An 11954-nucleotide genomic window follows, 5' to 3' on the forward strand; every position below is an offset into this window, starting at 1 on the left:
CATGAGGCACGGGTATGTCGGCGGAACCGAGGGGCCTAGGTCCGGTCATTCGGACGCAAATGCGTGCAGCGCCAGCGCGAGTTCTGCCAACTCCAGATCCCCCTTGGCGGCAACGGTATTCATGAAGTTCTCGGCGTCATCGACGTCGAAGCCGGGATCCAACTCGACGCCATTGAGATACAGAAACGTCCAGGTAGCGGCCCACGCGGTGCGCTTATTGCCGTCGACCAGCGCATGGTTGCGCGCGAGGGTCTGCAACAATGCCGCTGCTTTGGTGAACAGGTCGGGATAGGCGTCAACCCCAAAGGCTGTGGCTTGGTGTCGAGCCACCGCCGCATCGAGCAGACCGTAGTCGGCGACCCTCAGCGAGACCCCGACGGCGGCAGCACCGGCGACGAGAACGTCGTCGCGGTCCAGGTATTCGGTCACTTCAGGCGACGATTGAGTTCTGCGCTGCGTTCTGCGACGATCCGCGCAGCCTCACGCACGCGGCGCTTGTGATCACTCGCGGCCTCGATGGCGGCGCGATGTACGAACGCGCGCAGCGACAGTTCCGCAGCCGACGCCGCGGTACGCAACTGCTCCATCTCCTCGTCACTGAAGTTGACGTTCAAGGCAGGCATACTTCGCACGGTACCAGGTTCAGTACCGAAACTGGTATCACATTTGCTGCACGCTGCGCAGCTGGCGATTAAAGGACGAATGGGCTTGCCCTTGAGACGCAGCGTCAACGCGGCGGGTCGAAGGTGATGACCTCACCGCGGTTGATCGAGACCCAGTCGCGGCCCTGCAGGTACGGGCGGAACGACTCGACGATCGCCTGCTGGTCGGCCGGGGTCTTGGGCCGCTGTAGTTCGTAGAGGTGCGGGAACTCCGTCCAGGCGGCGACGGCGTCCCACAGCCGCACCGCCGCCTCGCCGGCGGGTGGGTCGATGAGTACCGGGCCGAACAGGCACTGACCGTCGGGGAAGAACAGGGTGGGGACGCCGTAGCCGTCGGCGTCGACGACGCGTTGGTGATCGGCCATCACCTCGTCGTTGGTGCTCGGGTCTTCGATGGCTTGGTCGACGAGCCCGGGGTCGAATCCGAGTTCGGTCAAAAGGGCTTGGGCGATGCTCTTTTCGTGCGGTTTGGAGCCTTCGACGTGTAGCGCCCGCGCGGCACGTTCGTACCAAGCGTCGAGGTTGGCCATCGACTGGCGGCGCAGCAACGCGCCGATGCGCATCATCGACCAGCCGTAGGACCACTCTCGCTCCCAGGGGTGCTTCTTGCCCTCTTGGCGGTTGATCTCCTCGAGGCTGAAGAAACGCCAATTCACGGTCAGACCGGTCAGGTCGCGCACCTCGCGGATCCACCGCGACGTCTGGTACGCGTACGGGCACATGATGTCGAAGTGAAAGTCAACGGAGACAGGACTATTGGCCACAATGTGAACCTTCGGTCGAGGGCGATACCAGTCGTCATCCTGCCAGCTGACCCCGCCGAAGTCGATGACCGTCGCCGGCCGGTTACCCCGTGGCCAGCGAAAACGGAGCGGACGCTCGTGGCGGCTCGCGCAGGAGGTACAGCCGGGGAAATTTCCGTGCCTTCGCGCGTCGCAGGGGCGTTAGGGTTAATTTGCCAGAGAGACGTAGCCGCGCGAGCGGGCGATAGCCAATGGGGACTCTATGCTTGTCGATCCGGAAGTACTTCGTGCATTCGCAGGGCAGGTAAGTGCAGCGTCTGCGGGCATCAAGAGCGCCGACGTGGGCGCTAAGGCAACGACCTCTGCCGATGGTCTTGCCGGGTCCACCACACAGTGGGCAATGCGCCTCGTCGGCGAGCACTTGACCCAGCAAGCGGATGCGATCGCCAAGAATGTCAACGACATGGGGGGAGCCGTTCGTGGCGCGGGCGACCGATACGAGGTGACCGACAGCGCTCTTGCGGGAACATTCGACGGGCTGTTCTGATCCGGTGCTGCCCTCACGTCCCCGCTTACAATCGTGGAATCCCGATTCGCTGGCGTCCGCCGCGTCGGCTCTACAGAGTGCGGGTCAATCCGTTTACGGATCGGTGCGAGATCTTGACGATGGAATCGACCGTATGTCCGCGGCGCAGTCATGGTCGGGTCAGGCGCATGACGCGGCGACGGCTATGTTTCGCCGCGCGACCGATACGACCTCAGATTTCGCGCACTACACCGAAACGGTCGCGACAGCGCTGAAGAAGGGCAGCGGATCGATAGGAGGTGCCCGAGCAGCGTTGCTAGGTCACGCGGACGCAGTAGACGCCGGTGAGCTCCAAGTAACGGATCTGTGGGTAGTGCTCATCAAGCCTGCCCGCGTTTCGGCCGAAAAGGCAGCCAGCCTGCTGGCCCAGGCGGAAGCAGAGCAGAAGGAGATCAACCGCCTACTAACCGCAGTCGGAGACGCGGATGACGCAACCGCACAGGCGGTGCAGGCTGCCGCTCAGGACTTCGGCTTCGCTCTACCCGGGCCGAATGAACTTCCGGCTTTGAATCCCGCATCGGGGTTGGCCAGGCCCGCCGACGAGGTCCCGAATCCGATGACGCTGAACGGGCTTATCCAACAGGGTGTCGTTCGAGATAACGACATGGCGCAGACGGTTCGTGAGAGCAGGGAATGGGTGACAGAAGACGGTCAGGTGCGAAAGACGTTGATGATGATGGACGGAAGCAGGCATGAAATATACGAGTGGAACGATTTCGCTCCGTGCATCGAGGACACCTACTACGACAAGCATAATAATGAAGTTTCCAGCACGTTCTCGCAGGACAAGACCAACTACGACGGCACGAAGTACACATCCATCAGTTTCGCCGACGGCACCGAAATCACCATGACGGAAACTCCAGACGGGAAGACCACGGGAGGTGTGATCGCGCCCGATGGCCGCCATGGCGTCCTGCCAGATGAGTTCTTCACTCACCCGTCGCTCACGACTGTCGGAGGTGCGCTCACGGGCTTGGAGGAACAGGCCAAGCGCGGAATCCCCATGCTCTCACCGCAATCGGTCGAAAACCTTGGAAAGGCGGCCAAGTATGGCGGTCCGACGTTAGGTGTGGCGACAGCACTTTACGACACCGTGACGGCGAAGACGTTTTACGACGGCTGTGTCGCTGCGATCTCCGGAGGCGCAGGGGTTGGCGGGGGCTATGCGGGTGGCACCTTGGCGGCGGCCGGAGTCTCGGCCCTCGGCGCTCCGCAATTGGCACCAGCCTTCGCGGTGGGAGGGAGCATGGCTGGCACGTGGACATTCGGGTATGTCGGGGGCATCATCGGCAACGTAGTGTGCCCGAAGTGAAGATGCTTCCCCTTGCCATCTTGTGCGCTTTGCTTTTTGGGCCTGTCGGTATTCTCAGCGCGGTCTGGGCGGTCGTCAACATTGCGCGCGGGGACTTCCTTACCGCAACAGTGTCGGCCGGATTCGCGGTGTTCTGTCTTGGGTTCATCATCCCGTTTGCTAGGACTGTGCCCGGAAAGGTCTCGCCGCGAGGAGAGTTCGACTCGGAAGGAACGACCATCCGCCCAGATCGCGGCATCGACGTTCCACTCCAAGCTTCTCTGCTGGGCCTCGTCGTCGCCGGCGGCTTGTACGCGATCTTCGCGCCTCTCGGAATGGTGGAAATCCCGGTCCCCGAGCAGTTCCGACTCTACTTTCCATTCGTCACCGCGGTAACCGCAATCATGGGTGCACCAATTGTGTGGCGAACCTTCCGCCGCGGCAGCTTGCAGTATTTGCGCTTGACTCCCAACGGATTCAAGTTCGTGCAAGGGTGGCGACCGCAGGAGGGCGACTGGACTCAGGTCGTAGACGTCACTGACGCCTCACCGAACGAATCGGCACCGACACCGAGCGCGATAGTCGTGGTGATGTCCGATGAGAGCGTCCTGTCGCTGCCAGCGGCCTCGTTCACGCCAGACGGCCGCGCCCTTCGGGAGCTGGTCCGGTTTTATTGCCAGAATCCGGATCGCCGCGACGAACTGACCGACGGGCAGGCGCTGAAGCGCTTGGCTGACGGTCGATTCGGGTAAGGCTCGCCACAAAACTGAGGAAGGCTGGGTTCCAGCGCCATCCTGCCAGCCGGGCAGCGGGAGTCGAACCCCAAGTTCCAGCAACCCTGCGCCAATTTTTTGCTGCATCACCCGGTGCCGCGGCGGCATTAAAGTGCAGGTAAGGCTGGAAAGGGGGTCAAGATGTCGCAGCCGAACGAGCTGCTGAAGGTAGATCCGACCGAGTTGCATCTGGCGGCTGACCGGCTCGACGGCCAGGCCAGCGGTTTCCGCACGGCGCATGAAGCGGCGCAGTTGCGGGCGGGCAACGCGGCACTCGGATCGGGGTCGGCTGCGGCCGCGTTGCCGAAGATGCTGGCGGCGTGGGAAGCCGACGGTGCGCGCTTCGCCGGTGAGTTCACGAGGCACGCGCGGGGGCACCGGGAGGCGGCGAATAGCTATGTCAGTACCGATGACGGCAGCGCCGAGGGGATCGAGGACGCCGGTTCTGCGCTGTGAGATGACGGTATGGGGCTGAACCTCGCCGAGCTCAAGCAGTGGCCTCCCGAGATCGCTGATCTGGCCCAGTCCGCACGCGACGCCGCGAGCAATCACACCAGTTCGGCTGAGTTCTATCGTTCGTTGATCACGGTGTCGACCTGGGAGGGCCGGGGTGCGCAGGCGGCCAAGTCGGCGATGACGGCGACGGCGGCCGACCACGAGGCGGTGGCGGAGAATCTCGGTTCGGCGGCGAGGCAGATGACAAGCGTCCAGCACGACGCCGAGATGCTCGCCGAAACGATCAAGAGCATCCTCGATGATGCCGCCGCCCAGCCGGCGGTGGTCATCGACGAGACCACCAATCAGGTGACTCCGCCCGATACCAGCCACATGACCGAGGAATACGCCGCGCAGGTGGCGGCCAAGGTCGCCGATCTGCGGGCGCGCATCACAGCCGTGCTCGCCGACGGACAGCGCATCGACGCCGAGTTGGCCGGCGCGATAGCCAACGCCAGCGGGACGGGCGAGCCGGCGGTGAAGGCAGCGCGGTCGCTGGAGGATCTGCTGCTCCCGCCGGGTGAGGGTCGTGACGCGCCCGGGACGCACGAACCGGCGTCCACACCCGACAGCCTCGACAGCGCGCTGGAACAGCTCAGCGGCGCACCCCTTGACCGGTCCGCAGCATCGGATCAAGGCCAAGCCGGGGGGCCACAGGCGGGGCCGGTGCCGATCGACCCGGCGAAGGTCGAGCAGTTCAAGCAGCTCGCGCGCGAGACGATGCTGCGCAACGGGGTGCCGCCTGAGCAGATCGAGCAGCGACTCGGTGCCGTCGTCGCCGCAGCGCAGAAACCGCTACCGGCGTCCAAGCCGCGCGAGGGTGAACCGGTGCCAAAGCCAAGCTTCGCCGACGGTTTCGCCGACGGCTGGTTTGACACGGAAGAAGGCATCAAGGACCTGATCGGCGCGAACGGGTGGGAGGACTTGAAAGAGTCCTGGAGCGACTTGGCCAAGGGCACCTGGGAACGGGTAACCAACCCGATCGACTCGATGACCGAAGAAGTCGAGCACCTGACGAACTACCCCGAGCACTATCTGGGCGAAGCGGCCGGCGCAACCGCCATCACCGCGCCCGGCGCCATGCTCGGCGGTGAAGCTGCCCTCGCGGCCCGCGGCGCCGGAGCGGCCATCCCCGACGATGTCATCGACATGCCAAGTGGCACAGGCACAGTCGACCATCCTACGCCGCTCGCTGATGTTCCAAGCCACCACGGCACTCATGCCTCGATACCCGATGGACCACCGCCGCCGCTCCCGCTAGAGTCGCCGTTATTCGACGGCTACGATCCAGTACCTCCGGGGTCGGAATTCACCAGGCCTGACGGTAGCCTCATCTACCCCGACGACAGCCTGCCGAGCAAGCCGTATGCAATTCCCGGCACCGTCGTCCCCGACGCCCAGCTTTCCGCAGGTACTGAACTCGGGCGCTTCGGATACCCGGGTGGCACGTACCTGGCCCCAGAAGGAACGCCCTTCGCCGAACTGTCACTCCCACCCGACAGCGCCGCGAAGCCGTACTACAGATACGTCGTAGCCGACCCCACCGCGCTTCCGCCTGGCTGGCAGATTGAACAATCACAGGCAGCGCCTTGGTTCAATCAACCCGGCGGCGGAACGCAATACCGAATAATCGCACCAGACGGAGACGAGGCTTCGGTTGACACACTGATCGAGCGAGGATTCTTAAGGGAGGTTAGGTAGCTAATGGATGATTTTTCTCGGCTGGAGAGAAACTGGGTCGAATGGACGAGCCTCGCCCGTATGAGCCGCGTCGCAGTATCGACCGAATGCAAAGACTGCCAAGTGCTCTTCACGTCAGATGACCAATCCTTCCACCTCAGGCGGGACACTGACTGGTGGGTGGTAGACAAGGTCGATGACCGTAATCAGCGGCACAATGGGCTGGCCAAATTCTCCACGCTCGATCTCGCGGAGAAGTATCTCATCTGGCGATGGTCTTCCGTAACGCGTAGCGCGATCGGTGCCCAACCTCTCGGGCCCCAACTCCAGTCTCTCGGTACTGCGCCGAACGTGGACACCATCCCCACGGAACGAGAAGGCGCCGTTGAGCTGCGCACACTCGATGGTTCAGCCATAGTGCCCAGGTCTATCGCCACGATCTTCAGCCATCTTATGTCGAAGGCCGTCGACGAAATTGAGCGCATGGTCAACGAAGGTGTCGTTTAGACAGCGCACGGCGATCACGCGCGACGATCGACTTCCTGAAGGGGAACGCTGAGAATTCGGACACGAAGTATTTCGAGCTCATGTGTGTATGGGAAAGGGCGTGCCATGAAACCCCATGAGCTAGCCTGGTTTTGGAGCCCACACTGTCGAATGCAGGGTCCCCGCTCAAGGATGTTCAGGGCACCGTCACCTACGGAGATCGCCCTGCGTGGGCGTTGTACTACCGCGGCATAGACTGCAAACTGCAGGTCTGTTGGTCAGCCCGAGAGGGTGGCATCGATTTCATGCTCGCGCCGCTCGACGCACCGAACGAGTTCGACCTCCTCAACCGATCGAAGAAGTGGCACTTCATGTTGCAGCTGAACGACGCACACGATGATCACAGAACGCCTGGATTCGATGCGGAACAAGGCACCGTGGTGTCGTGGCTAAAGGCACTCTCCGACATACACTTTGACGCTGCGCACGCGGCACTGTTATCCAAAGGCTGACTGTTGTCTTCGAAAGGGCGGCACATAGGATTCCGGCTCAAGCAATGGCGCGTGGCTATCCGCTGATGGAACACCCTTCGCCGAACGCGCCCTACCTCCAGACAGCGCGACAAAGCCATATCATCAGTACGTCGTCAACGATCCTCTAAGGCTCCCACCCGGGTACCACATTGAGCGATCAAAGGTTGCGCCCTGGTTCAATCAACCGGGCGGGGGTATCCAGTACAGAATTCTCGGCCTGATGGACGGGACGCGCCGGTACAGCATCTCCTTGACTCGCAGTACTTGAAGAAGGCTGGTGGATAGTGGTTAATTTCTCTCGCTTGTCGAGCAATTGGTTGATGTGGTCGAACATGAGCCAATTGGCGAACGCATCAGTATCGACCGACTGTGACGGCGCTGAGATCTGCTTCAAGTCTGATGACGCATCTTTCTATCTCAGACAGTCCGCCGGTCGGTGGATACTCGATGAAGTAAGCGAACGCGGCCAACGACGCGATGATGCCGCCAGGTTCTCGACTTTCGATCTCGTCGAGAAGTACCTCATTTGGCATCGCTGGCGCGCAGCACAATCGGCGCCCCATCGCTCGGTCGCGACCTCTACGCACAAGGCTTCAGCCCTGAAGTCCAAGTGCACCAGCTCCGAGAAGGCGTGTACAGGCTGACTTCTCCGACGGGCGAGGCGGTCGTAATGGGAGTGCCGGCGTTAATCTTCAGTCATCTCATGTCGATGTCAGTCGATGAAGTTGAGCGCATAGTCAAGCAAGGCGTCGCCTAGCCAGGGCCAGTCTGAGTGGTCAGCGACATCCGATACACAAGAGGTTCCTTGGGTCTATTCAGAAGGAAGAAGAAGCAACACGAGCCAGTTTCCACTGACGCCAAGGTGTATTACTCCACCCCTTTCGGTGACACGCGCGATGGCAAACAGAGGCTGTTTTTGCTTGAACGCGGCGGCGTTCGGTACTTGCCGGCGTTTCGTAGCGTGGAGTCGATGAAGGAGTTCTACGAGCGAGTGAATCGTGCGGCGTACATGATTCTGGAGGGAGACGTACAGGACGTGATGGACACTAACCGCTCAATCGAGCTGATGAAAGAAGTGGGCATCGTCATTGAACCCTTGAGCGAACACCCGGTCGAGATCATGCCCGACACCTAACCGGTGCTGAACGTCAAGGTTCCGAACTCGGCCCAAGCCCCGGCGCATCAGCACAACGCGCTTGATCCGCTCGGATCCGCAGGAGCACGGTGATAGCGATGTCTGTCGCTGGCCGGCGGGGATGGGCCGATCATTCCGAGGTGCGCTGATCGGCGACTTGCACGCCGCGTTCAAGCACGGCCGGGCATCTATGCACCGACGACCCAAGCCGCATACGCTACGTATCCGCAGTTGTTGCGTATCCGCTTTTCCCGCGGTGCGGTGTGGCGTGGCCAATCTTTACGCGCGAATCCGGTCTGAACTCGCTCGCGCCGAAAAGGCCGATCCGGCATCTGCTCTCACGCACCTTCGCGCCGTGTTCGACGATGTCGGCCAGCTCATCGACGAGACGCTGGCCGATGCCGTCGTCGACGCGGAGCTGTCACTTCGGGCGGCGGCGGAGAACGACGGGCTGACCGAGAACGCAATCGGTCCGCGCCTGGCCACCACGCCGAAGCTGGCCGGCTACGCCGCCGACGGTCGGGTCAACGCCAGAGGCGTCGAGCGCGCCCGCTACGACAAGGAGACCGGGATCGCACCACCACCAGCCGAAGCCAAACCCATGCAGTTCAAACGGCGCCGACGCACCACCTGATGGAAGAACCACCGATGTCGATTGACATGATCCGGGCGCGAGGCTGGCCGGTTTCATTCCCTTCGAGCACCCGGCAGTCTGATGCCCTGTGGCGGAGCAAGTCTCGCTACGGTGCCGACCTGCGGGGACGCATCACGGAAGACAACAATGGTTCCAGGCGCGCCACCTTGCGACAGTGCCACTTGCAGGGATAGGCCAGGGGCGTCGTCGTCAAGGTCCAGGTTCAGATACACCGAAGACAGCCGCTGCTTGTGGCATCTCGCGATCAACCGATCGGCTACATGGTGGCCTTCGGTCCGGTAACGAGGAATAGCGGCGATATCTCTGGGCCGATGGTCTGCTTTATGCATGAGTTCCAACGCCATCAGCTGCGGCCCGGTCACCAAGAATCCTGCCACTTGAAAAAGTGCTGGCACATAGGCGAGGGTCTGCCCTATCAGCGCCTCGGACTGTGTGTTGTCGATGACGTAATGCAGTACGAATCCACGTTGCGCAAGAACCTGCATGAACACTCCCGCGGTGGCCGCGATGTAGTCCTTGACGCCGGGTGTCCACCGAAACTGGTGAAAGTAGGACTTATACAAGTCTTCGACCATGATGAACGCCGTTGCCACTAGCCAACCGTCATCAAGGCCGTCAGCGAGGGTGCGGACCCGTGCGCTCAAAGCCGTAAGCGACCGCGTGCGGTCGTCGTCGGAGAGCGTCTCGAGTTGGTCGGCGCCAGCGACGATCGCTCGGCTTGCGTAGTCCCAGACCAGAGTGAGGCCGGGAAAGTCCCATCCGAACGACGCCGCAGTTGTCGCCAAACGATCATCAGTCATGATCCCCCCTTCGGTTGTGGTTCAGGCGCGAGACGGTCGCAACCGTTCGTTCCTTTGGAACGCTCGGGCTGTCGAAACGCTGCGCCGGAATGTTATCCACGGAACTCACCGTTGGAGGTTTCGTGGCGACGGGCGTACCACAGTGGTGCCCGTCCGTGCGGTTCGAACCAGGAGCATCCCAGGCATGCGGCATGGTCGATACGCGGTACGGCATCCAGCACCACGCCGGGATGCCGGGACGGCCAACGCTCCGGATCTTCGCCAAACACGGATTCATAAGTGCGTCGCAGATATTCACGCTGCGCCCAGAAACGCCGGGCGACGTTAACGCCGGTCGATCCCCTCTTCCAGTCGACCCAACCGGTGACGAGCCTCGGTGGGAACATCGCATCCCAGTACGGTCCCCAGGTGTCTGACGATCTGGTTGCCCAACGCGTCGACGGTCTCAACGGCCCGCCATAGGGACTGCGGTTCATCGGCCCGCCCCCGCCGGATGCAGACGACGCAGCGCGGCACGGAATTCCGGGTTCGGATCCGCCTCCGGCAGCACCGCGCATACCTCATCGATGGCTTGATCGATGCCGATGCTGTCTCGCCGAGCACCGTAGAGCGCTGCGACCGCGGGGGTCCGGCTCTGCGCGGCGAGGCAGTGCACGAGTACGGTGCGTCCCTCGGCACGCATCTGCTCGATCGCGCGGACCGTGTCGAGCAGAACGAAGTCGAGATTCGCGTTCTCACCGACCCTGTCGATCAGCCGGACATCCAGATGCGCGGCGCCGGCGGGAATATCACCGTCGGCGACCCGGCACAACGACACCACTCCGTCGACACCTTTGGGCAACTGACGCAACACCGATGCGGCACCGATCCAGACGGCGTCATCATGGGGATGGCACACCGCACGTCCGCCCCCCGGATGCGTTCCGTAGGTGTAATCGAACCGCTCCGGTTTGCCGCCGGTGAGTATCCTCGTGGACAAGTTGACCAAGCCACGGGTGTTCAGCCCCGGCCACCCCCTGAGCAAGAGCCGCCACTGCGCCGGGACCGCCGACGCGCCGTACGCGGCGCCGAGCAGTCCGCCGGCAATGGCAGCCACCGTGTCGGTGTCTCCGCCACCGCGAACCGCCGCCTCCAGCGCCAGCCTGAAATGATCGACGCGGAAGACCCCTTCGGCGGGGTTATCGACGGGAACGGGTGTCGTGACGATAGCCGACCATGCCGCCTGCAGTGCCGCGGCTACCCACCCGTTATTCGCCGCGAAGTCCCAAGGCTCCGAGTTTTCTGCGGCCTCGATGCGCGAGGCCCACAACTGGCGACGCTCACTGTCGATGTGGCCCAGCCCGAATCGTACGTCAAGCTCGCTCGTCAGTACCGCATGCCGGATCGCGGCGCACCACAGCACGCAGGCGTCGCCTGCCTCGGGATCGAAGTGCGTCAACTCGCTGATCGCCCGGGCGGATGTCACCAGGGCGGCCTCGTCGTCCAGGTGCGCCAGCGCCACAGGTGACGTGCGCATCAGCGAGCCGTTACCCGCTGTGCGACCGGTGAGCCGGTGCAGTTTGGCCGCTTCCTCGCGCCAGCTACGAGCGCTGGCCTCTTTCTGCCCGGCAGCCGACAGCACTCTCCGTGTCTGCACGCCAACGTCTTTGGCGTTGCGCGCCCACCAGTGCCACCGCCTGACGATATAGTCCAACGACGTTTCGCGGCGCAGATCCGCACCCATGGCGGCATACTCCGCGATTGCGATGGCCATCGACGTGTCATCGGTCCACTCGCCGGGCGCGAAAGGTCCGAGCCCACCTCCGATCATTCCGACCGGGCGGTCCGTCGGCATCGGATCGTCGAATTCATAGCCCGCGCCCAGCGCGTCACCGGCCGCGGTGCCTAGCAGCACGCCGACAGCCCGATCGCGCTGCGCAGTGGTGAGATTGGCCCACAATGTACTCACATCAACCCCAGGAAATCCGGGCCCCAAAGACGGGGCGCTCTTACCGACAACGGTTGCCGCCGGTCGCTTCGTCATCCGAGCCACCCACGAGCGTGGGGTTGGCGCACCGCCTAGTCGGAGCTTGGCGACGGTGTCTCGTGAAGCAGACCTAGTTTAGCTCACAG

The 11954-nt window shown here is 62.8% G+C and carries 15 protein-coding genes, 1 pseudogene and 1 riboswitch; of the genes and pseudogenes, 10 read left to right on the top strand and 6 right to left on the bottom strand.

Annotated features, from left to right (window positions below; all coding sequences use genetic code 11):
- Nucleotides 1-45: 45 nt before the first annotated feature.
- The 3 genes from ABQE93_RS10815 to ABQE93_RS10825 form a co-directional block, all read right to left on the bottom strand.
- Nucleotides 46-429 carry a type II toxin-antitoxin system death-on-curing family toxin gene (locus ABQE93_RS10815; RefSeq protein ID WP_448406582.1) on the bottom strand — a complete coding sequence of 128 codons (384 nt, stop codon included), beginning with the start codon at nucleotides 427-429 and terminating at the stop codon, nucleotides 46-48.
- Nucleotides 426-623, bottom strand: coding sequence for an antitoxin Phd (locus tag ABQE93_RS10820; protein WP_448406580.1), 198 nt, complete (start codon nucleotides 621-623; stop codon nucleotides 426-428). Before ABQE93_RS10820 ends, ABQE93_RS10815 begins: the two co-directional genes overlap by 4 nt.
- Before the next feature lie 104 nt (nucleotides 624-727).
- Nucleotides 728-1426: a mycothiol-dependent nitroreductase Rv2466c family protein gene (locus ABQE93_RS10825; protein WP_448406578.1), complete on the bottom strand. Its 699-nt coding sequence runs from the start codon at nucleotides 1424-1426 to the stop codon at nucleotides 728-730.
- Nucleotides 1427-1667: 241 nt separating this feature from the next.
- Between ABQE93_RS10825 and ABQE93_RS10830 the strand changes: the two genes are divergently transcribed.
- The 8 genes and pseudogenes from ABQE93_RS10830 to ABQE93_RS10865 all read left to right on the top strand — a co-directional run.
- Entirely contained in the window at nucleotides 1668-1952 is a 285-nt protein-coding gene (locus ABQE93_RS10830) for a type VII secretion target (RefSeq protein ID WP_448406576.1), read from the top strand.
- 4 nt (nucleotides 1953-1956) lie between these two features.
- Nucleotides 1957-3306, top strand: coding sequence for a WXG100 family type VII secretion target (locus ABQE93_RS10835; protein ID WP_448406574.1), 1350 nt, complete (start codon nucleotides 1957-1959; stop codon nucleotides 3304-3306).
- Nucleotides 3303-4037, top strand: coding sequence for a hypothetical protein (locus tag ABQE93_RS10840; RefSeq protein WP_448406572.1), 735 nt, complete (start codon nucleotides 3303-3305; stop codon nucleotides 4035-4037). The genes ABQE93_RS10835 and ABQE93_RS10840 overlap by 4 nt, the downstream gene beginning before the upstream one ends.
- A 162-nt stretch (nucleotides 4038-4199) precedes the next feature.
- Nucleotides 4200-4514, top strand: coding sequence for an ESX-1 secretion-associated protein (locus ABQE93_RS10845; RefSeq protein WP_448406570.1), 315 nt, complete (start codon nucleotides 4200-4202; stop codon nucleotides 4512-4514).
- Nucleotides 4515-4523: 9 nt separating this feature from the next.
- Nucleotides 4524-6254 carry a TNT domain-containing protein gene (locus ABQE93_RS10850; RefSeq protein ID WP_448406568.1) on the top strand — a complete coding sequence of 577 codons (1731 nt, stop codon included), beginning with the start codon at nucleotides 4524-4526 and terminating at the stop codon, nucleotides 6252-6254.
- Between the two features lie 60 nt (nucleotides 6255-6314).
- The gene (locus ABQE93_RS10855; protein ID WP_448406566.1) at nucleotides 6315-6740 is read left to right on the top strand and encodes an Imm61 family immunity protein; all 426 of its coding nucleotides are present in this window, start codon (nucleotides 6315-6317) and stop codon (nucleotides 6738-6740) included.
- 131 nt (nucleotides 6741-6871) lie between these two features.
- On the top strand, nucleotides 6872-7231 hold the full coding sequence (locus ABQE93_RS10860) for a hypothetical protein (RefSeq protein WP_448412373.1): 360 nt from the start codon (nucleotides 6872-6874) through the stop codon (nucleotides 7229-7231).
- Nucleotides 7232-7292: 61 nt separating this feature from the next.
- Nucleotides 7293-7520 (top strand): annotated as a pseudogene (locus ABQE93_RS10865) (TNT domain-containing protein); the annotation flags it as partial.
- Here the strand turns inward: ABQE93_RS10865 and ABQE93_RS10870 are convergent.
- A complete protein-coding gene (locus ABQE93_RS10870) occupies nucleotides 7410-7646 on the bottom strand; it encodes a hypothetical protein (protein ID WP_448406562.1) in 237 nt (78 codons plus the stop codon). The pseudogene ABQE93_RS10865 and the gene ABQE93_RS10870 sit on opposite strands and share 111 nt — an antisense overlap.
- 411 nt (nucleotides 7647-8057) lie before the next feature.
- Between ABQE93_RS10870 and ABQE93_RS10875 the strand changes: the two genes are divergently transcribed.
- Both ABQE93_RS10875 and ABQE93_RS10880 read left to right on the top strand, forming a co-directional pair.
- Nucleotides 8058-8387, top strand: a complete 330-nt coding sequence (locus ABQE93_RS10875) for a hypothetical protein (RefSeq protein ID WP_448407231.1) — start codon at nucleotides 8058-8060, stop codon at nucleotides 8385-8387.
- A 355-nt stretch (nucleotides 8388-8742) separates the two neighbouring features.
- The gene (locus ABQE93_RS10880; RefSeq protein ID WP_448406561.1) at nucleotides 8743-9021 is read left to right on the top strand and encodes a hypothetical protein; all 279 of its coding nucleotides are present in this window, start codon (nucleotides 8743-8745) and stop codon (nucleotides 9019-9021) included.
- 53 nt (nucleotides 9022-9074) lie between these two features.
- Here ABQE93_RS10880 and ABQE93_RS10885 read toward each other — a convergent pair whose 3' ends face one another.
- Entirely contained in the window at nucleotides 9075-9842 is a 768-nt protein-coding gene (locus tag ABQE93_RS10885; protein WP_448406559.1) for a hypothetical protein, read from the bottom strand.
- Between the two features lie 472 nt (nucleotides 9843-10314).
- Nucleotides 10315-11736 carry an ADP-ribosylglycohydrolase family protein gene (locus tag ABQE93_RS10890; RefSeq protein WP_448407230.1) on the bottom strand — a complete coding sequence of 474 codons (1422 nt, stop codon included), beginning with the start codon at nucleotides 11734-11736 and terminating at the stop codon, nucleotides 10315-10317.
- 85 nt (nucleotides 11737-11821) lie between these two features.
- Nucleotides 11822-11933, bottom strand: a riboswitch (SAM riboswitch).
- Between the last annotated feature and the right edge of the window lie 21 nt (nucleotides 11934-11954).

It is taken from the genome of Mycolicibacterium sp. XJ662 (assembly GCF_053484035.1).

Coding starts and splice junctions, on each gene's coding strand:
- ABQE93_RS10820 (WP_448406580.1), bottom strand. CDS start 623: ATGCCTGCCTTGAACGTCAACTTCAGTGACGAGGAGATGGAGCAGTTG.
- ABQE93_RS10830 (WP_448406576.1), top strand. CDS start 1,668: ATGCTTGTCGATCCGGAAGTACTTCGTGCATTCGCAGGGCAGGTAAGT.
- ABQE93_RS10845 (WP_448406570.1), top strand. CDS start 4,200: ATGTCGCAGCCGAACGAGCTGCTGAAGGTAGATCCGACCGAGTTGCAT.
- ABQE93_RS10850 (WP_448406568.1), top strand. CDS start 4,524: ATGGGGCTGAACCTCGCCGAGCTCAAGCAGTGGCCTCCCGAGATCGCT.
- ABQE93_RS10855 (WP_448406566.1), top strand. CDS start 6,315: ATGAGCCGCGTCGCAGTATCGACCGAATGCAAAGACTGCCAAGTGCTC.
- ABQE93_RS10885 (WP_448406559.1), bottom strand. CDS start 9,842: ATGACTGATGATCGTTTGGCGACAACTGCGGCGTCGTTCGGATGGGAC.